14 protein-coding genes and 3 tRNA genes are annotated in these 19,643 nt (G+C 70.7%); 9 read left to right on the forward strand and 8 right to left on the reverse strand.

Annotated features, from left to right (window positions below; translation table 11 throughout):
• Positions 1 to 370 precede the first annotated feature (370 nt).
• Together AB0P41_RS09190 and AB0P41_RS09195 are read right to left on the reverse strand one after the other, a co-directional pair.
• Positions 371 to 1,327 (reverse strand): hypothetical protein, encoded by a 957-nt coding sequence (locus AB0P41_RS09190; protein WP_356708923.1) that lies wholly within the window; start codon positions 1,325 to 1,327, stop codon positions 371 to 373.
• Positions 1,328 to 1,451: 124 nt separating this feature from the next.
• Positions 1,452 to 1,802, reverse strand: a complete 351-nt coding sequence (locus tag AB0P41_RS09195) for a hypothetical protein (protein WP_356708921.1) — start codon at positions 1,800 to 1,802, stop codon at positions 1,452 to 1,454.
• Between the two features lie 684 nt (positions 1,803 to 2,486).
• Between AB0P41_RS09195 and AB0P41_RS09200 the strand changes: the two genes are divergently transcribed.
• Positions 2,487 to 2,810 (forward strand): hypothetical protein, encoded by a 324-nt coding sequence (locus AB0P41_RS09200; protein ID WP_365931070.1) that lies wholly within the window; start codon positions 2,487 to 2,489, stop codon positions 2,808 to 2,810.
• 119 nt (positions 2,811 to 2,929) lie between these two features.
• Positions 2,930 to 3,004: transfer RNA gene (locus AB0P41_RS09205), tRNA-Trp, on the forward strand.
• A 67-nt stretch (positions 3,005 to 3,071) separates the two neighbouring features.
• Here AB0P41_RS09205 and AB0P41_RS09210 read toward each other — a convergent pair.
• Positions 3,072 to 3,758 carry a DUF6333 family protein gene (locus AB0P41_RS09210; protein ID WP_365931072.1) on the reverse strand — a complete coding sequence of 229 codons (687 nt, stop codon included), beginning with the start codon at positions 3,756 to 3,758 and terminating at the stop codon, positions 3,072 to 3,074.
• Between the two features lie 202 nt (positions 3,759 to 3,960).
• Between AB0P41_RS09210 and AB0P41_RS09215 the strand changes: the two genes are divergently transcribed.
• Complete coding sequence (locus AB0P41_RS09215; protein ID WP_356708915.1) at positions 3,961 to 6,282, forward strand: LAETG motif-containing sortase-dependent surface protein; 2,322 nt, start codon at positions 3,961 to 3,963, stop codon at positions 6,280 to 6,282.
• A 121-nt stretch (positions 6,283 to 6,403) separates the two neighbouring features.
• On the opposite strand, the gene AB0P41_RS09220 is transcribed toward AB0P41_RS09215, so the two are convergent.
• Complete coding sequence (locus tag AB0P41_RS09220) at positions 6,404 to 7,285, reverse strand: bifunctional DNA primase/polymerase (protein ID WP_365931074.1); 882 nt, start codon at positions 7,283 to 7,285, stop codon at positions 6,404 to 6,406.
• Between the two features lie 279 nt (positions 7,286 to 7,564).
• On the opposite strand from AB0P41_RS09220, the gene AB0P41_RS09225 reads away from it, so the two are divergent.
• The 3 genes from AB0P41_RS09225 to AB0P41_RS09235 all read left to right on the forward strand — a co-directional run bounded on the left by AB0P41_RS09225 (position 7,565) and on the right by AB0P41_RS09235 (position 10,464).
• Positions 7,565 to 7,882, forward strand: a complete 318-nt coding sequence (locus AB0P41_RS09225; RefSeq protein WP_356708912.1) for a hypothetical protein — start codon at positions 7,565 to 7,567, stop codon at positions 7,880 to 7,882.
• Positions 7,883 to 8,097: 215 nt separating this feature from the next.
• A complete protein-coding gene (locus AB0P41_RS09230; protein ID WP_356708910.1) occupies positions 8,098 to 8,652 on the forward strand; it encodes a SigE family RNA polymerase sigma factor in 555 nt (184 codons plus the stop codon).
• A 165-nt stretch (positions 8,653 to 8,817) separates the two neighbouring features.
• The gene (locus AB0P41_RS09235) at positions 8,818 to 10,464 is read left to right on the forward strand and encodes a long-chain fatty acid--CoA ligase (RefSeq protein ID WP_365931077.1); all 1,647 of its coding nucleotides are present in this window, start codon (positions 8,818 to 8,820) and stop codon (positions 10,462 to 10,464) included.
• Between the two features lie 123 nt (positions 10,465 to 10,587).
• Here the strand turns inward: AB0P41_RS09235 and AB0P41_RS09240 are convergent, their stop codons facing one another.
• Both AB0P41_RS09240 and AB0P41_RS09245 read right to left on the reverse strand, forming a co-directional pair.
• Positions 10,588 to 14,682 (reverse strand): PAS domain-containing protein, encoded by a 4,095-nt coding sequence (locus tag AB0P41_RS09240; protein WP_365931079.1) that lies wholly within the window; start codon positions 14,680 to 14,682, stop codon positions 10,588 to 10,590.
• A gap of 344 nt (positions 14,683 to 15,026) precedes the next feature.
• Positions 15,027 to 15,500, reverse strand: a complete 474-nt coding sequence (locus tag AB0P41_RS09245) for an SSI family serine proteinase inhibitor (RefSeq protein WP_356708904.1) — start codon at positions 15,498 to 15,500, stop codon at positions 15,027 to 15,029.
• Between the two features lie 355 nt (positions 15,501 to 15,855).
• Between AB0P41_RS09245 and AB0P41_RS09250 the strand changes: the two genes are divergently transcribed.
• A tRNA-Ser gene (locus AB0P41_RS09250) sits at positions 15,856 to 15,946 on the forward strand.
• A 206-nt stretch (positions 15,947 to 16,152) separates the two neighbouring features.
• Positions 16,153 to 16,225: transfer RNA gene (locus tag AB0P41_RS09255), tRNA-Arg, on the forward strand.
• Between the two features lie 79 nt (positions 16,226 to 16,304).
• Here the strand turns inward: AB0P41_RS09255 and AB0P41_RS09260 are convergent.
• Together AB0P41_RS09260 and AB0P41_RS09265 are read right to left on the reverse strand one after the other, a co-directional pair.
• Positions 16,305 to 17,513, reverse strand: a complete 1,209-nt coding sequence (locus tag AB0P41_RS09260; RefSeq protein WP_365931081.1) for an FAD-dependent oxidoreductase — start codon at positions 17,511 to 17,513, stop codon at positions 16,305 to 16,307.
• A gap of 93 nt (positions 17,514 to 17,606) precedes the next feature.
• Entirely contained in the window at positions 17,607 to 18,551 is a 945-nt protein-coding gene (locus tag AB0P41_RS09265; RefSeq protein ID WP_365931083.1) for an RNA polymerase sigma-70 factor, read from the reverse strand.
• Positions 18,552 to 18,728: 177 nt separating this feature from the next.
• Here AB0P41_RS09265 and AB0P41_RS09270 point away from each other — a divergent pair, with 177 nt between their 5' ends.
• Positions 18,729 to 19,616: a DUF2797 domain-containing protein gene (locus AB0P41_RS09270; protein ID WP_356708898.1), complete on the forward strand. Its 888-nt coding sequence runs from the start codon at positions 18,729 to 18,731 to the stop codon at positions 19,614 to 19,616.
• Positions 19,617 to 19,643: the final 27 nt, after the last annotated feature.

Consider the following 19,643-nt stretch of genomic DNA (forward strand, 5'->3'; position numbering starts at 1 on the left):
GTTGCGAGGCAGCCAGCTGATACAGCCGTCATAGAGGTGAGGATGCTGACCCAGTTGCGTCTTAGGCTTTCCCCGAAACGAGCACGCAAAAATGTCATTCGGCGCCCAGAGCTGGTCGCATATTGACTAATGGCCGCTGTCCCGAATCCGCCGATAATCGCTGCTACCGAAGCAACAGTTGCATAGATGTTCATTCGTTGATCCAGTGAATGACCATCGAGTACATGCCCGTGCTGCAAGGCGCCAAGAGTCGACACGCTAATGGCAGCAATCAGCCAGTCTGTGGAGGGGTGTTCACTCCATAGATTATGCACTCTTCGAATGGGTTGAATCCCACGAGTCATCACTTCCCCCTTCGGCTACCGAGAGCCTAGGGCATGGGTCTGACAGCGTCACGGAGCTCGCTCTCATGCGCTGCGGCTACGTCGAGCACTGCGTGAACAGCCGCCTCGTACCAAGGAGCCTGCCCCTCACTCCTGCGTAGGACGACGGGTTTTTGCGCCGTGATGTGGTCTGACACGAAATTGATCTGGTCTTCCACGAGTGCGCCGTCGGAAGTGGATAGCGTGACGTGGGCAATTGCTCGGTCAACGGATCCGTCGGGGCCTACCAGGCTGCCGAAATCTGAAATGAAATGCTGAACGTCCTCTCGAAGCCTCCTCTCGCCCCTTGAGCGAGCAGTGTCCCGGCCGAAACCTCGACGCTTTGGGATCTTCATGGTGAGCGTAATGAGAGCGTCTGGGTTCTGCTTGTGTGCCTTTCGCGAAAAGTCCCCCAATCCGTCAGCGTCGGAAGGGAACATCATTCGGCCGGGGCGTAGGCGCATTTCGAAGAAATTAACCGCTTCTGCACTGTTCAGCTTTTCCCATGCTTTCTTGCCTACCAGGGGCATCACTGCAAGCTCTTCATGGGCAACGTTCATGCTGTTTAGCCATCGCTGCAACGCCGTGGGGCGCGGCGCTGAGGCGCTGCCTTGAATTACGCCGATTACATTTCCGAAGGGAAGGAAGCAGATGATCGTCGTGTCGACGACGCTGCGATTTCCCTCTAGTTGCAGGTCGGAAATATGCTGATGCTCCCAGTCGATCTGTTGAATATCGCCATCCCGGAGGCGCGCCAGTACCAGATGTTGACGCCCTTGCACGGAAATTGGGTCACCCACGTACACGTCGTCAAGGTGACGGTACCGGCGCTGCCGCATTTCTCGTTGCCCAAGATTGCTCAGAACTTGTGGCCAATCGAGGTGAGGAAACCTGAGGTCACCTGCTTCCTTAGGCCTGACGATTTCATAGAAAGCGACAGTCTTCTTACGACCCGTGCTCGCCAACTGGTGCCCCCCTGCGAATTACATCCTTAACCGGACAGTATGGCTCCACAGGGCGCCCCCTGTCAGGGGAAGAGCCAAGGGGAGACCCTCACCCGAGCAAAGCGTGTCCGCTGTCGAGTTGGGGCTACGTCCATGTCGACCAGACGCTGGCTACTGTGCCAGCCAGGACCCCCGCGCCGGCCAGCCAGGCGGGACCGCGCAGATCAGCCATGGCTTGCTCCAAGATCAGGCGTTGTACCCACTCGTAGGTGTACGTCGTCCTGCCGAAGTTGAACTTCGGCGTGCGGATCGCGTACATGGCGGCGGACTGACCGTTGGGGTAATTCTCCGGCGGTGCATTGATCACGCCATCAATGGCGTCAAGATCGGCCACCAATTTCCTGTACTCCCTGCGAGTTGACCGCCATCCCCAAACGACCGCGGCGATGGGCAGTAAGCCCCCGAGCGTGGCGAGGACTGTGAGTATCCACTTCATGACCGCACCCTAGGGCTCGCCTGACGGCCCCACACCTGATCCGTCCGTACTGACGAATGGGAAGTTAGGACAATCCGCCTAGCGACTCCGAGCGATGGCCGGAGCCGGTGGAGGGCCGGGTCATGGAGCGCGCCCGGCCAACCTCGGGCCAGGTGGCCCGCTTGTCGGTCTGGCCAGGCGCGTTTTTGCAGGTCAGTGGCTTGCAGCTGTGACACCTGGACCGGTCTTGAAAACCGTCGTGGCGCGAGTCACCGTGGGTTCAAATCCCACACCCACCGCAGCGCGCAGAGTCCCCTGACCAGGCGATACGGTCGGGGGACTTCGCCATTCCCGGCCCTGCCCCGGCCCCTGGCTCGCCGCCCCACCGGACACGGAAGGGGCACGCGGCTAGATGCTGAGCGGTCCCCAGCTCGCTGCGACGCAACGGCCGGCCTGGTCTTCGCCCACCCGTCCGCTCCTTGACCGGAGCCGGCATGGTCGTGCCCGGCACGGGGCAGTTCGTCTTGTCCGTAGCGCTGCCGCATCGTCAGCGAGCCGTTCCGTGACTACCCATGTACGCGTCGGGACGGGCGGGTTGCGGTCTCGCTGTATGGATGTCAGAGCCTTGCAACAGGGAGGGAGGAGTGCCTCGTGGCTGGCCTACTGTGCACAGCAGTCCCACCAGCAACAAACAGGAGATGTCGAGTGCGAAACTCTTCGCGTGCGAAGCGGTTCATAGCCGTCGGAGTCACCGGTGCCGCCCTGCTGGCCATGAGCGGTACGGCCCACGCCGCGTCCACCGGCGGCGTCCAGGCGAGTGCCGCGGCCCCCACGTGCGTCAAGGTCAACGTCGACACGGGAACCATCTCGAAGACGGCCTATGTGACGAACAAGTGCTCCACGACGAAGCGGGTCAAGGTCGTGTGGTCCTTCGCCCCCGATTCCGACTGCAACACCCTCAAGCCTGGTCAGAAGTTCAAGACCAAGCGTGGTCTCGCGCCGCAGTTCGACGGGTTGGCCCTGTGCTGAGCGTTTCCTGCCCGATGCCGGCTCTCTGCGAGCAGCTGGGGGTCGTTCCTTCCGCCTCGGTGCGGTGAGGGAAAACAGCGCTCAGGGCGGCAGGGGGAGTCCGTAGGATGACGGCGGGCAGAGCTGTAGCGCAGAGGTCGTCGCGCGCGGTCTCCAAAACCGCGAGGACGCCGGTTCGAATCCGGCCGGTTCTGCCTTCCCGCCCGCGGCGGCCCCGGCAGGGGCCTCGGATAGCCCGTCCCGGCGGGCCGCCCGGTGCTGTCAGTCCTCGCGCCAGACATCGTCGAGCGCTTCCCTGACCTCCTCGGTGCGGGTGACCCGGAAGCGGGAGACCAGCAGGTTCTCCCCGGCGTAGACGGAGTGCAATCCGCCGGCGAGGGGGTCCAGTGTCTCGGCGTCGATGTAGGGGTCGTCGTCCTCGTCGCTGTCGGGGGATGCGAGGCCGGCGGCCCGGAGGAGTTCCGAGAGGCTGCCGGTGGTGTCCTGGTCGTCCCAGCCGTCCGCGGAGAGGCGGGGCAGGCCCGGGACCTGGGCGAGGTACTTGCCGTAGCTCTCCGCCGAGTACATCTCGCAGACCGCGGTGATACGGGCCTCGGGGTGGGCGGCGACCTGGGCCGTGAAGGCCGCGTCGAGGTTCGAGGAGAGGACGCCGTCCTCGCCGAAGGCCGGGTCGCTGATCTGCACGATGCCGCCCCAGCATCCGACGGTGACGAGGTCGAGCTCGTCCGTGTACCGCGGGCCGGTGTCGTCCCGGCGCAGCACGGGTTCGAGTTCCTCGGCGACGGACGCGACCGTGGAGAGTCCGGCGACGACCGCGCGGGCGCGGACCGGGTCGTGCGCCGGTGCGGCATGGACCGTGTGCTGGTCGTAGGGGGCGGGGACGGGCGGGTGGACGCGGATGATCCGGAGGGTGGACTGCCGCCAGGCGACGCGCAGGCGAGGGCTCATGGGGGGAGCCTAGGGTCTCCCGGGCAGGACACCATCAGGAAACATTCGGCGTGTCGCGCCCCAAAAGGCTTGCTGCGCAACGGAGTTGCCGCCCTAGTGTGAGTTGTTGGCGGTGTCATGTCACGGGGGCTCACACCGCCCCGCTCCTGTCCCCAGCCCCCCATGAGCAGGGACGACAACCGTGAAAGCGATACGTTTACGTGTGAGGGCGCGGCTGGCTTCGGCCGCTGCCGTCCTCACGGCGGCGGGCCTCCTCCTCGGCGGCCTGCCCGGTCTGGCCGGTTCCGCCGGCGCGGCTCCCGCGCCGGCGCAGAAGCTGGATCCCGGCATTCCGTGCAAGGACCTGTACGACCTCGCGGACGACCTCGAGGCCATCCTCGAACTCCCGGATGCCGACGCCTCCCGGGCCAAGGCCTACTGGGACACGTACGAGTACGAGAACCCGGCCAAGCAGTGGGACGGACTCCCCAGGCCGAGTGACGCGGACATCGACCGGCTGATGGACCTGGAGAAGCAGCCGCCGAAGTCCAAGCCGGTCGACCGCATCTACTGGACCTGGCTGCGGGCACGCGAGTCCAATCCGAGCGGGACGTGGGACGACTGGACCCACTGGCGCGACGTCCGTCTGATCCGTAACGCGGGCAACGACCCGCGCGGCAAGGCGTTCGAGAAGAAGGTCATCAAGGACCACGCGCTGACCGGGCCGGACTGGATGTGCCAGAAGGAGGTGGAGTTCAAGGACCCGGACACCGGCAAGAAGTACCGGAGGAAGCTCGACGCGTACAACACGCGGACCGGGCAGATCCTGGAGATCAAGTCCAACGGGCAGCCCGACCCCAAGCAGGTCCCCAAGGACAGGGCGTGGTCCAAGGACCCGAAGTGGAAGAACACTTCGATGAAGTACGTCTACGGGGAGCAGCAGAAGCAGTCGGCGGTCAATCTCAAGAACGAGCTGAGCAAGAACGCGCCGGGACGGGTCACTGAGTACAACTACCGGTCGGACAAGGTCGAGAAGGCCCCCAGCGGCGGTGTACGCGCCAAGTCGACCGCCCTGCAGGCACCGGGCAGGCCCGCCGTCACGGGCGGTGGGGCGAACGACCTGATCCGCGAGTCCCGTCCGACGCCCAAGACCATGGGCGACTTCCTGAACCGGAAGAACGCGGCGGACCCCAGCCGGCTCTCCCCGCGCAGCCTCGGTGGCGTGGACTTCACGACGCTGGAACTGCGCTACGTCGGCAAGCCGGTCAAGGGCAAGGGGCTGGACTACGGATTCTCCGCCGAGGAGGACCCCGAGGAGCAGTCCGGCTGGGGCGGTAAGGAGAAGGCACAGCTGATCTCGGACGCCTTCCTGACGTGGCTGGCGCTCACCCCGGACAAGTTCTGGGTGAACCTCAACCCGGACGAGCCCGACCGGGTCATGGACGAGCAGTTCGGGAAGACCGATGCCGGCCGGATCCTCCTGGAGGCCGATCTGCAGATGAAGCACGACTTCTTCAAGGCGATGGACCCGAAGACCGACCTCGGCGAGCGGTTCTGGGACGCGCTGCCGAAGGTGGACGGCCGGCCGTGCTTCGCGGGGATCCGCAACTGGATCGAGCCGGAGACCGCGTCGGTGCGCGAGCAGGACGGCGGGATCTACATCCTCGACGCCCCCCTGCAGCTCAAGTCCACCCCGCAGGACTTCGACACGAACCCCGGCGGCGAGCAGATCTGCGATCCGTCGGAGGCCGAGCGCGACCAGGCGCAGCAGGCGATCGACCGGTTGATCGTTCCCGAGGTCGAGAAGACGATCAACACCGCCCCGCAGTACGCGGACCTACGCCGCGTCTACACCGCCCGCGTGGCGGCGGAGTGGGTCCGTCTCCAGGACGCGAAGGAGGCCACCGACTACCGCAAGGTCATCAACAGCAACGACGTGAAGGCGTGGCCGCTGCGGGCGCCGAACCAGGACTGGGACAAGAACGAGCTGTTCCAGAAGTACCGCGACGTCTTCCTCAACGGGGAGTTCCAGTACGACGTGGACACGGCCGAAGGCGTGATGGTCTACATCGTCGGCGGCGTCGACTTCTCCAAGCAGCCCAAGCGGAACATCAGCGGGACCCGGTTCACCGCCGAGCACCCGAACCTTCCGGTGCAGACGCAGACGTCGGTGAAGACCCTGACCGACAACGCCCGGGACGACGACGGCAATGTGCTGCTCCTGGGCGGCAACACCGAGTCGACCGATGTCGGTGGCGGCGGTGACGAACCGGAGCCGGACCCGACTCCGTCCCCGACCGGTCCGGGCAAGCCGACCGAGAAGCCGACCGGGAAGCCGACCACCCCGGGGCCCGCCCCGTCCACCCCGCCGGCCACGGGCGGCGGCACCGGCGGGGGCACCGGTCCGGGCCGGGGCGGTGACCTCGCCCACACCGGCTCCGACACCCCCGTCGGCCTGATCGCGGGCATCGCGGCCGCGCTGATGGCTCTGGGCGGCGGGCTGGTCCTCTGGAAGCGGCGCCGGACGGTCGCCCAGGACCAGTAGGGCGTCTCCGGACCGCAGCAACGCCCCCGGGATCTTCCGGGGTCAGGCCCCGCACCTGTCGACAGGTGCGGGGCCGCTCGCGCTCCTGGCCGCCGCCGGGCGCGCCGTGGTGATGCGGCCGTCAGAGGTTCCGCCGCGGGGACGTCAGTCGTGCGGCCGAGGCGATCGCGGCGCGGGCCTCCTGTTCGGTGAGGCCGGTGCCGATCGCCGCGTCGGTGAGGGCGTCCGCGAGGTCGTCGCCGAAGCCGTGTTCGTACGCGCGGCAGGCCGCCCAGAACAGCCGGGTGTTGCGCTGGCCCTCGTGGGCGGCGCGTACGAACTGGACCAGGCCCTCTCCCTGTCGGCCGGGTGAGAGCCGGCCGGTGGTGCGGTGGGGGCGTGGTGGGGGCGTGAGCAGGCGCAGGAGGGCGCGGGGGCAGGGGGCGGGTGCGAGGTGGGCGGTGCCGGGGGCGAGCCGGTATCTGCCGTGGGTCGTGACCGAGCCCGGGCCGACCAGGTAGCCGCCCGCTCCGCGTACGTCGATACCGGGCGCGAGGCGGCCCGCGGAGTTGGGCACGGAGACGCCGGACGGGCCCGTGAGCCAGAGGTGGCGGCCACCGCTGGGGGTGAGCACCGTGACGGTGGCCGGGATGGTGAACAGATGCTGGAGGGCCAGTTGCTGGAGCGCGGCGACGGAGTCGTTGCCGTGGGTGGTGTCGATGTCGAGGTCGATGCCGATGAGCCGGTGCGGCATCCGCCCGCAGGCGATCCCGTACCCGGTGGCCCTGGGCGCCGCGGCGAAGAGGGCGCGGACGGCGGCCGGGTCGGTGGTCGCGTCGTGCACCCCGTGTCCGGGCAGCCCGCAGGCGCCCCGGCAGTGCACGGGAGTGGCCTCGTCGCGGTGCGGTGAGCGCAGGGCGGGGAGCTTGGTGGCGGACAGCGGGAAGACGGGTAGCCCGCGCTCGGCGGCGGAGAGCGCGTGGGCCAGGGCCAGGGTGGCGGTCTGCCGGTCGGTGGTGGCCATGGAGTTATTTTCGTACAAGCGTTCGAAGAAGGGAAGGGGGGCAGGTCCGCCCGAGGCGGAACGCCTTTCCTCGTGCGGGAGGTTTATCGGGTCTTCGTCATACGTGCGGGGGAATCGCGCGTCATGGGCGGTTCGCCGGGGACGCGGTGGGCAGTTCTGCTTCCGCGACGTCGTGACCAGCACCGAGGCGGTCGGCCAACTGCTTCGGACACAGCCGTATCAAGCAGCCGTATCAAGCGGTCGTTTCAAGCAGCGTTCCCGGTTCCTGGAGGAATTGACATGGCAAGTATCCGTACCGCTCGCGCCCTCGCCGTCGTCGCCGCCCTGCCCCTCGCCGCCGTCCTGTTCGGCGGGGTGGCGGTGGCCGACAACGGTGCGTTCGCGAGTGACGGATCGAACGCGGGGGTGGCGACCGTGGGGAACGGAGGCGTCGGCGGGGACAACTCCGGTAATTCGTCCACCTCGCAGCAGCAGGCCGTCGGCGCCGGTGCCTCCAACCACAGCAATACGGTGCAGGTCAGCCAATCGCCCTTCGCGTACATCGACCAGTCCACCTACAACGTCTATGTGACCTTCACGCCGCTCTGGGTGAACTGACCGAGGGGCCCGTGCGGCCGCGACGCCGCCGCTGCCGCACGGGCCGCCCGGGGTGCGGGCGGGGGGCGTACCCCGGGGTGGGGACCCTGACGCAATGTGGCCCCGCCCTCCACCTTCAGGAGGTGGGGCCCGTCCGGCCCCTACAACCTGAGGCGGACGTGGCTTCGGGACCTGGGGCCGATCCCCTCGACCGTGCCCGCTCCTAGCGTGGAGTTATGACCACGCCAGTCTGCACCGGGGCCTCCAGGGCGGTCGCCGCCTCCGCCGGACACCGCCGATATCCGTCGTTCTCCTCGTACGTGCGGGCCAGAGGCCCCGTGCTGCTGCGCACCGCCCGTTCCCTCACCGCTAACCCGAGCGATGCCGAGGACCTGCTGCAGACCGCGCTCACCAAGACGTATGTCGCCTGGGAGCGGATCGAGGACCACCGGGCCCTCGACGGATACGTCCGCCGGGCCCTGGTGAACACCCGGACCTCGCAGTGGCGCAAGCGCAAGGTCGACGAGTTCGCCTGCGAGGAACTGCCCGAGAAGGAGACCGCGCCCGCGCCGGACCCCGCGGAGCAGCAGTCGCTGCACGACGCGATGTGGCGTGCCGTCCTCAAGCTGCCCGACCGCCAGCGCGCCATGGTCGTCCTGAGGTATTACGAGGACCTCAGCGAGGTCCAGACGGCCGAGGTGCTCGGCGTGTCCGTCGGCACGGTCAAGAGTGCCGTGTCGCGGGCCCTCGGGAAGCTCCGTGAGGATCCGGAGCTCACCCCGGTCCGCTGACCGGCAGGCCACGCCGGCGGCACGTGCCCTTCGCGCAGGCCCTCGCACGGCCCCCTCCTGCGGGCCGACACCGATTCGTACTCCCGGAAGTAGTGACATACCGCGTGGTATGTGAGCAGAATCAGCGCACCCTTACCGCCGCGTAGCGCCCACCGGGAGGACGCCGTGCTGAGCACCATGCAGGACGTACCGCTGACTGTGACCCGCATCCTGACCCATGGGATGACCATCCACGGGAAGTCGCAGGTGACGACCTGGACCGGCGACCCGGAGCCGCACCGGCGGAGTTTCGCCGAGATCGGCAGGCGGGCCGCGCAACTGGCGCACGCCCTGCGGGACGACCTGGGGGTCGACGGCGACCAGCGCGTCGCGACCCTGATGTGGAACAACTCCGAGCATGTCGAGGCATATCTGGCGATTCCCTCGATGGGCGCCGTCCTCCACACGCTCAACCTGCGGCTCCCCGCCGAGCAGCTGATCTGGGTCGTCGGGCACGCCGACGACAAGGTGATCCTCGTCAACGGTTCGCTGCTGCCGCTGCTCGCACCGCTGCTCCCCCACCTGCCCTCCGTCGAGCAGGTGGTGGTGTCGGGGCCCGGCGACCGCTCGGTGCTCGACGGTGCCACGGCCCGGGTGCACGAGTACGAGCAGTTGATCGCCGGCCGTCCGGTCTCCTACGACTGGCCCGAGCTCGACGAACGCCAGGCCGCCGCCATGTGCTACACCTCCGGCACCACGGGGGACCCCAAGGGCGTCGTCTACTCCCACCGTTCGATCTACCTGCACTCCATGCAGATCAACATGGCCGAGTCGATGGGGCTGACCGACAAGGACACGACACTGGTCGTCGTGCCGCAGTTCCACGTGAACGCCTGGGGGCTCCCGCACGCGACGTTCATGACCGGCGTCAACATGCTCATGCCTGACCGCTTCCTCCAGCCGGCTCCGCTCGCCGACATGATCGAGCAGGAGCGTCCGTCGCACGCGGCGGCCGTCCCCACCATCTGGCAGGGGCTGCTGGCCGAGGTCACCGCCAAGCCGCGCGACCTCTCCTCCATGGCCCGCGTCACCATCGGCGGCGCCGCGTGTCCGCCTTCCCTGATGGAGGCGTACGACAAGCTCGGCGTCCGCCTCTGCCACGCCTGGGGCATGACGGAGACCTCCCCGCTCGGGACCATGTCCAACCCGCCCGCCGGTCTGACCGAGGAACAGGAGTGGCCGTACCGCATCACCCAGGGCCGGTTCCCGGCCGGGGTCGAGGCGCGGCTGACCGGTCCTGGAGGGGAACACCTGCCGTGGGACGGGGAGTCCGCGGGCGAGCTGGAGGTGCGCGGCCCGTGGATCGCGGCCGCGTACTACGGCGGCACGGACGGCGGGGCACTGCGCCCCGAGGACAAGTTCAGCGAGGACGGCTGGCTGAAGACCGGAGACGTCGGCGTGATCAGCGACGAGGGCTACCTCACGCTGACCGACCGGGCCAAGGACGTCATCAAGTCCGGCGGGGAGTGGATCTCCAGCGTCGACCTGGAGAACGCGATCATGGCGCACCCTGATGTGGCCGAGGCAGCGGTCGTCGCCGTACCCGACGAGAAGTGGGGCGAGCGTCCCCTCGCGACCGTCGTCCTCAAGGAGGGCGCCACCGTCGACTACGCGGAGCTCAGGACCTTCCTCGCCCAGTCCGTCGCCAAGTGGCAGCTGCCCGAGCGCTGGACGATCGTCCCGGCGGTGCCCAAGACGAGCGTGGGCAAGTTCGACAAGAAGGTGATCCGCAGGCAGTACGCGGACGGCGAGCTGGACGTCACGCAGCTCTGATCCGGGCCGACAGCCCGGAGCACGGCGTACGGCGAGGGCGGTACGGGTCTTCCCGTACCGCCCTCGCCGTAACCGCCCTCTTCCTGCGCGCCCTCTTCGTACGCGCCCGGTGACCTCCGGGCGTCAGTTCGTCCCTATCTTCGCCAGCAGATCCACGATCCTGGACTGCACCTCGTCGCTCGTGGAGCGCTCGGCGAGGAAGAGCACCGTCTCACCGGAGGCGAGCCGCGGCAGGTCCGCCTCCTCCATACCGGCCGAGGTGTAGACGACCAGCGGGGTGTGGTTCAGCGAGCCGTTCGCGCGGAGCCAGTCGATGATCCCGGCGCGCCGGCGGCGTACCTGCATCAGGTCCATCACCACCAGGTTCGGCCGCATCCGCGTGGCGATGTCGACCGCCTCGCTGTCGCCCGACGCCCGGGCGACCTGCATGCCGCGCCGCTCCAGCGTCTCCGTCAGCGCCAGCGCGATCTCCTCGTGCTCCTCGATCACCAGGACCCGCGGCGGATGCTGGTCGCTGTCGCGCGGGGCGAGCGCCTTGAGGAGGACGGCCGGGTCGGCACCGTACGCCGCTTCTCTGGTCGCCTGCCCCAGGCCGGCCGTCACCAGCACCGGGACCTCCGCCGCTACGGCCGCCTGACGCAGCGACTGCAGGGCCGTACGGGTGATCGGGCCGGTCAGCGGGTCGACGAACAGCGCGGCGGGGAATGCCGCGATCTGGGCGTCCACCTCCTCGCGGGAGTGCACGATCACCGGACGGTAGCCACGGTCGCTGAGGGCCTGCTGGGTGGAGACGTCCGGGGCGGGCCAGACGAGCAGCCGCCGCGGGTTGTCCAGCGGCTCCGGGGGCAGCTCGTCGTCGACGGGCTGCGGCTGCGGACGGTTCGCCACCTCGACGGCGCCACCGGGGCCGTCCAGCGGCTCCGGCCCCTCGGCCCCCGCGTCCGGGGCCCCTATCGCGTACGCGCGCCCCTCGGACGCCGGTGTGGACAGCAGCCGGCCGGAACCGGAGCCCTGCACGGTGCTGCCCTGCGCACCGCCGGGCTGCGGCGGTACGGGGGCCGGGGCGGGCTGCGGCGGTACGGGAGCCACGGCGGGCGGGGCGGGCCGCTCCGCCTCCGGCGGGGCGGCGAGCTTACGGCGTCGCCCGGCCCCGCCCAGCGTCTGGTTCTGCTGGTGCGCGAGGTGCTGCGCGAAGGGCACGCCCTGCCCCAGCGTCCGCACGCTGAAGGCGCGGCCCTGGGTCGAGTCCGAGGACGCCGGCATGGGCGCCTCGGCGGGCAGCGGCTGGCGCCGCGCGTCCGGTACGGGGGCCGGCGCGTCGCTGTCCGCCGGGTGCGGCCCGCTCTCGGGAGCGGGTTCCGCCGCGGGGGCGGCCGGGGCGGCGACGGTACCCGTGGTGTGGGTGGTGCTGCCGGGGCCTGTCCAGGCCTCGTCCCCGTCCGGGTTCGCGTCGTCCTCGTGCGCCGACGTGACCGGACCCTGCACCGGGGCGCCGCCCTGCGCCCAGTCGGGCTGCGGAGGAACGGCGGGCAGCGGCTGTCCCGGAACGGGATGACCCGGCCGTGCCTGCGTCTCCGGTGTCTCGGCGGGCCGTGCCCTCCGGCGGCCGGACGGGACGGGGTGGGGCTGCGGCGGGGTGTGGTCCGCGTCGGGAGCGTGCCGTACGGCGTCGTGGCGCTCGGGCAGCGGACCCTCCCCGGCCGGGACCGGCTGAGCACCGGCCGGGGTGGACTGAGCACCGGACGGGGCGGGCGAGGGCGGTTGCGGGGCGGGCGAGCCCGGGGCCGGGGCAGGGGCGGGCGGTGCCGCGACCGGCGTGCCAGGCGCCACGGGCGGGACGCGGTCCGCATCGGCGGGCGGCAGGGCGAACGCGGTGCGCGGCCCGGAGGGTTCGGCCGCGGCGGCGCGTTCCTGTGCCGCGGCGAGAGCCCGGCGGGCCCGTCGCCCTCCGGGCTGCTGCGCCGGCTGGTCCGGCCGCGACCGGTCCTGCTGTGCGGGGGCCTCGGGCGAGGCGAGGGCGGGCAGCGCCGCCCGGCCGCCGCCCTGGCGTCCGGAGGCGTTCTGCGGCACTCCCTGGGGCGGCACCGTCTGCCCCCGCTGCGGGCGTCCGCCACCGCCCTGCGCGCCCTCGGCGGCCGTGACCACGGAACCCTCCGAGGGGGCGGAGGCCGCCGCCGGGAGGGCCAGCGCCTGCCGGGGCTCGCCACCCGTCTCCGCGGGGCTGGGGCGGCCGCGCCTGCGCCCCGAGCCCTCGTTCAGCCGATGCGGGGTCATGTCCTGTTCCTGCTGCGGCTCCTGCGCGGCCGGGGGCTCGCGGCGGGCCCTGCGTCGGCCGGTCGGCTCCGCCGCCGCGGTGTCACCGGACTCCGTACCAACCGGACCCGCGTCCACGGGGCTGTCCAGGAACGCGTCCGTCGACGCCCTGCGCGCCCGGCGCCGACCGCCCTGCGGGGCGGGCTCCGGGGCGGATTCCGGGGCGGGTTCCGGTACGGCGGCCGCCTCGGGCACGGGGAGCGGCTCGGGTACGACGGTCCCGGCGCCCGTGCCGAGCGGCACTTCGAGGACGTACGCGCTGCCGCTCATCCCGGCCATCTCGTGCGTCTGGAGCACACCGCCGTGCGCACGCACGATCCCGCGCACGATCGGCACGTGCACCGGGTCACCCCCGGCGAACGGCCCGCGCACCTCGATCCGTACGACCTCACCGCGCTGCGCCGCGGCCACGACGACCGTCGAGTCGACGTAGCCGCCGCCCGGCACCGGCCGGGCCTTGCCGGTCGAGTCGACACCGGCCACGTCGGCGACGAGATGGGCGAGCGCCGTGACCAGCCGGCCGGCGTCCACCTCGGCCTCGATCGGCGGGGCGTGCACGGCGAACTGGGCGCGTCCGGGACCGATCAGCTCGACGGCGCCGTCGATGCCCGCGGTCACCACGGCGTCGAGCAGCACCGTCTGCTTGACGAGCTCCTCGGCGCCGGTGTCCAGGCGCTGATAGCTCAGCACGTTGTCGACGAGCGTCGTCATGCGCGCGTAGCCCGCTGCGAGGTGATGCAAAATCTGGTTGGCCTCGGGCCAGAGCTGGCCGGCCGGATCGGCGGCGAGGGCCGAGAGCTCGCCGCGCAGCTCCTCCAGCGGACCCCGCAGGGACTCGCCCAGCACGGCGGTCAACTGGGTGTGCCGCGCTTCGAGTCCGGTGAGACGCTCCGTCTGCTCCTCCAGCTCGGAGGCGTACCGCTCGGTCCGGTCGGCGGACTCCGCCGCGTGCCGTTCGGTGAGCTCGGCGATTGTGGCCCGATGGCTCTCGGTGAGCTCGGCGATCTCGGCCCGGTGGCTCTCGGTGAGCCGGGCGATCTCGGCGGCGTGCCGGTCGGTCAGGCCGGAGACCTCGTCGGTGTGCTGCTGCGACAGTTCCTCGTAGGGCCTGCGGTCGGTGAACGTCATCACGGCGCCGACGAGCTGGTCCCCGTCGCGCACGGGGGCGGTCGTCAGGTCCACCGGGACCTGACCGCCGCTCTTGGACCAGAGCACCTGCCCGCGTACGCGGTGCTTGCGGCCGGACCGCAGGGTGTCGGCGAGCGGCGACTCCTCGTACGGGAACGGGCCGCCCTCCGCGCGTGAGTGCAGGATCAGCGGGTGGAGTTCCTGTCCGCCGAGGTCGCTGGCCCGGAAGCCGAGGATCTGGGCGGCGGCGGGGTTGACGAGGACGACCCGGCCGTCCGTGTCCGTTCCGACGACACCCTCGGAGGCGGCCCGCAGGATCATCTCGGTCTGGCGCTGCGAACGGGCCAGCTCGGCCTCGGTGTCGACGGTGCCGGAGAGGTCCCGCACGACGAGCATGAGCAACTCGTCGCCGGTGAAGTTGGAGTGGATGTCGTTGTATCCGGCCTGGCCGCTGTCCAGGGAGGCACTGGTGACCTCGACCGGGTACTCGGTGCCGTCGGTCCGGCGCGCGGTCATCCGCGTCGGCTTGGTCCTGCCCTGCTCGTCCGCAGCGTCCGGCCTGCGCATCGACCCCGGGATCAGCCTGGAGTCGAACTCCGGAAGCAGATCGAGCAGTCCGCGGCCCACGAGCGCGGTGCCCGGGGTCTCGAACATTTCGAGGGCGATGGTGTTGGCGTTGACGACCGTGCCGTTGCAGTTGACGAGCAGGAGCCCGTCCGGGAGGGCGTCGAGTATGGCTGCGAGGCGAGCAGCGCCTCGGGATGGCCTGCTGCTCACGAGACGCTTCCTCCCTGAATACCGCACCTTGCCGACAGCGGGCCCCATCCTGCCCCTCGGGCCTCAGGCTGTCACTGGAGGAGTCTAAAGGCAGGGAGCGCATGGCGGGCGGCGGATGAGGGGGAGCTCTCACCAAGGTTCTGTGCACACGGTGTACGCCGGTGTCCCGCGGTGTGACGGCGAGCGCCCCCTCTGACATGCGCCTATGAGTTCCGGTATGCGCCCGGAGACTGCCTGGAACGCCCCCGGAACCCGGCCTGCAGGGCGTCCGGGGCGGCCTGTGCGCGCCCCGGTGTGCGCCGTCCGACCGGCTGAAGTCCCCGGCGCACGCCCCGCCGAACCAGCTACCTCGCGGAGGGGAGCACCGGCACGAGGTTGTTCCAGCGGGAGATCTCGCAGCCGTTGGCCCGGCTGAAGCGCGCGTCGACGTCCTCGCCCTGCCAGGTGCCCTGCACACGGGCGGCGGCCGGTCCGCCGGCCTGCTGGGTGCACATGGCGTTGCGGTCCGTGGCGACGAAGGGGTTGTCCCCCGACTCGGCGGCCTCATCCAGCAGGTCGCAGGCGCGCTGCGCCTCGGGGTGACTGCCGCCCGCCGGGCCGCACTCCAGCTCGAAGACTCCGTCGGCAGCCGGGTTGCCGGACTCGGAGACGGTCACGGTGAGCCGGGTCTCCGCGTCGTCCTGCGCCGTCGGCCAGTCGCCCTGGAGCACGGGGAGTGGAGGCAGCGGTACGAGGGGGGACACCGCCGTGGCGGCGGGCGCGGCGGCGGTGAGCACGGCGAGGGACGCGACGGCGGTGAGGGTGAGACGGCGCAGCATGCGGGGCTCCTGTTGTTCTGGCGCGCCCAGGGGCGCGCCGGCCTGCTCCGGTACGCGCCGGATGATGGAGGCGCGCGCCCGGACACACGGGGGTGACGGACGGAGGGCGGAGCCCTCGTCCTCTCTAACGCTCCTTACGCCCGCACGTTGCGCAACTCATGGGGGGCCGACCGGAACAGCCGCGCATCCTCGAACACCCGAACGGTCGCACCAGGGGTATACGGGACCGGCACACCCACCGCAGGGCGCTTTGCCTCGCCGCCCACCCGCCTAGTACCGTGGGCGGCGATTGGTGACAGCGCGCTCGACTGTGTCATCATCTGCACGCACCATCCGCGCTCGCGCGGAGTGTGCTGGAGGCGTCGCCTAGTCCGGTCTATGGCGCCGCACTGCTAATGCGGTTTGGGTCTTAAAGCCCATCGAGGGTTCAAATCCCTCCGCCTCCGCAGGAACCCGAAGCCCCACGCCCCAGGCGTGGGGCTTCGGTCGTTCAGGGCCCTCGGAAACCTGTCCCAGAAGATCGTTTCTGCAGGTCAGGGACGGTCTGGCTAATGGATTTCGCGTCCCGGCGCAGGTCATGTAATGTTGTTCTCGCAACGCCGACGGGGCAGAAAAGCCCGGGAGGCGGGACCGAGGCTCAGGCCGAGGAAACGCACTCGTAGCTTAACGGATAGAGCATCTGACTACGGATCAGAAGGTTGCAGGTTCGAATCCTGCCGAGTGCACACACTGAGAGGCCCCCTGGACACCGTCCAGGGGGCCTCTAGCGTTCCCCGTACCTCCGGTCACTGGGAGAACACGGACTCAATGGCGGGCGTCATGCCCGGTTTTCGTGTCCGCAACTTCCCGCCGACTGCCCTGGAGCACACGGCGGCGGCGGACCGGCAGGCCGAAGGTCGGGTTGGCGACGCCCCAGGCCGCGCCCTTGCAGACCAGTTCCTTGTAGAGCGCGGCGAGCCGGCCGGTCAGGGCTGCCCGGACCGCCCGGTCGTCGGCGGTGACGTACTGGATCAGGCCTTCCCTGCGGCCCAGGGAGATGCACTGGTTGAAGTAGCGGAGCGGTGTGTTCGGGGGCTTGCCGCCGGTCAGGCCCGCCGCGATGGAGTCGGCGGCCTGCCATGCGGTGGGGATGCCCGAGGCGCAGGACATCCTCAGCGGGCTGTCGCCGGGGCCCTTCACCAGGGCCGCGTCCCCGATGGCGTACACGTTCGGGTGGGAGACCGAGCGCATGGCTCCGTCGACCACGATCTGACCGGAGTCGGAGACATCGAGGGCGGTGGCCCGCGCGATCGGGTGGACCGCGAAACCGGCGGTCCACACAGTGACCGCGGCCGGGACGGACGTGCCGTCGGCGGTGGTGACGTGGTCGGCCTCCACACCGGTGACGGCGGTGTGTTCGTGCACCGTGATGCCGAGCCTGTCGAAGACCTTCCGCAGGTGCTGCCTGCCCTTGGCCGAGAGGGTGTCGCCGAGTCCGCCCCGGGCGGCGAGCGCGACATCGAGGTCCGGGCGGGCCTCGGCGATCTCCGTCGCGGCCTCCAGGCCGGTGAGGCCGCCTCCGACGACGACCACGGGCTGGCCGGCGTCCAGGCGGGCCAGGCGCTCACGCAGCCGGAGCGCTCCGGGGCGGCCCGCGATCTCGTGGGCGTGTTCGGCGGTGCCGGGGACGCCCTGGGTGTTCCAGCCGCTGCCGAGGGCGTACGCGAGGCTGTCGTACTCCAGCTCCCCGGGGCCGTTCGCGTCGACGACGGCCACCGTCCCCCGGTCGACGTCCAGGCCGGTGACCTTCGCGAGCTTCAACTCGACGCCGGTGCCCGCGAACATCTGGCTGAAGGGCCGTGGCCTGAGCTCCTGGCCGGCCGCCAGCTGGTGCATCCGGACGCGCTCGACGAAGTCGGGCTCGGCGGTGACGAGGGTGATGGCGACGTCCTCGCGGCGCAGTCGCCTGGCGAGTCGGCCGGCGGCGCTGGCACCGGTGTATCCGGCTCCGAGAACGATGATGCGGTGCTTCATTTCCCTGCTCCTGTCTCGCGCGGGTCTGCCCCTTGAACCGGGCAGCCCGCCGTTTCCTGACAGGAGTGCGGTGTGAAGCAGATCACGTCGCGATCAGTAGAGGTGGAGCAGGGGCTCCCCGTGGTCGGAGGCCGCCCACCGCTGGGTCGCGCGTTCGAGCTTGTCGGGGTTGGCCTGGGCGCGGATCGCGGTGATGCCCTCGGAGGTGATCTCCAGGCACATGACGCCGATGACCCGGCCGTCGACGACCGCGACGAGGGCCGGGCCGTTGTTGGCGGTCGTGACGTAGACCCCGGGTGAGCCGCCGGCCAGGTCGCGCTTGGCCTTGCCGGGTGTGAACAGGCCCCGCAGGAACTTCGCGACCGCGACGGCGCCCTCGAACGGCCTGGTGCGGGCCGGGACCTTCCCGCCGCCGTCGCCGATCGAGACGGCGTCCGCGGTGAGCAGCCGCACGAGCGGCTCGGTCCGGCCACTGGTGGCGGCCTCGATGAACTCCTCGACGATCCGCCGGGCGGCGGCCTCGTCGACCTCGGCGCGGGTCCTGCCCTCCGCGATGTGCTTCCTGGCGCGGTGGAGGATCTGCTGTGCGGCGGACTCGGTGATGTCGAGGAGCTCCGCGATCTTCCGGTGCGGGTAGCCGAAGGCCTCCCGCAGTACGTACACCACGCGCTCGTCGGGGGAGAGACGCTCCATGAGAGCGAGGACGGCGTACGAGACGGACTCGCGCTGCTCGGCGGTCTCGGCGGGGCCGAGCATCGGGTCCCCCGGGAGCAGCGGCTCCGGCAGCCACTGGCCCACATAGGTCTCGCGCCGGGCGCGGGCCGAGGTGAGCTGGTTGAGGCACAGATTGGTGAGGACCTTCGTCAGCCAGGCCTCGGGGACCTCGATGCGGTCCGTGTCGGCGGCCTGCCAGCGCAGGAACGTGTCCTGCACGGCGTCCTCGGCGTCGCTCGCGGAGCCGAGGAGGCGGTAGGCGATGGCTTCGAGCCGGGGCATGAAGGACCTGAACCGGTCCACGTCCTCCACGGTCAGAGCCATGGCTCGGATCCTAGCCCCGCGCCGGCCCGTACAGCCCGTCCACCGGCGAAGTGCGGCAACGGTCCGGGTGTGAACGGGTGTGGCCGGTCGGCCGTGCGCGTGAAATTACCCTGGCGGTACACACCTCGATGAGAGCCCCGCCCCAGGAGGCTTTCACCACCTGTCCGGGAGGCGCCCATGAGCGGCTGGCGGTGCACGGGTCTGCGCTGGCCCCAGGGCGAGCCCGTGCTCGGCTGGGCGCGGAGCGACGGGCCCGGGCAGGGGCGGCAGAGCGTCCTGGCGTACGGGAAGGAGCTCGCCTTCCGTGCCGAGGGGGAGCGGCACTGCGTGGGGGCGCGCGGCAACCCGTGTCCGGTCGGGTCCGTGGTGCCCGTACGGAGCACGGGGGCGCGGTGCGCGGAGTGCGCACGGCTGGACCGGGCGCACTCGGTGGCGGCGGACACGATCGCCGACGACCCGCGCACGTACCGCGTCTATCTGGCCTGGTTCGGACCGGGCATGGTCAAGGTCGGGATCACGGGGGAGTCGCGGGACGCCGCTCGGCTGCGCGAGCAGGGGGCCGTGGTGTTCAGCTGGCTGGGACGCGGGCCGTTGATGGCCGCCCGGCGTACGGAGGAGTTGCTGCGCTCGGCGCTCGGGGTGCCCGACCGGATTCCGTACGCGCGCAAGCGTGCGGTGCGGGGCGGGCTGCCGGGGGTCGCGGAGCGGGCCGCCGAGGTCGAGGAGCTGTACGGGCGGGCCGCCGCCCTGGAGGGCGCCGGCTGGCCGGAGGCGCTGGAGCGGCTGCCGTGCGTGGCCGTCGACCACGCCGGGGCGTTCGGGCTCGACGGTGCGGGGGCGGCGACGCGGGTGGTGACCGGGCTGGTGGACGGCGGGGTGGTGGCCGGCCGGCTGGTGGCCGCGGCCGGGCCCGATCTGCACCTGGAGACGGTGGACGAGGGGATCGTCGTGCTGGACACGCGGCTCGTCACCGGCTGGGACCTGGTGGGCGCCGACGTGCGGGCGGGGACCGGTGTGCCGACCGTGGCCCTGGGGGGCGGTGGTGTGCAGGACGGGCTGTTCTGAGATCGTCGCCGGAGATCTTTCCCGGTG

The sequence above is a fragment of the Streptomyces sp. NPDC079167 genome, assembly GCF_040686735.1.
Classification (GTDB): Bacteria; Actinomycetota; Actinomycetes; order Streptomycetales; family Streptomycetaceae; genus Streptomyces.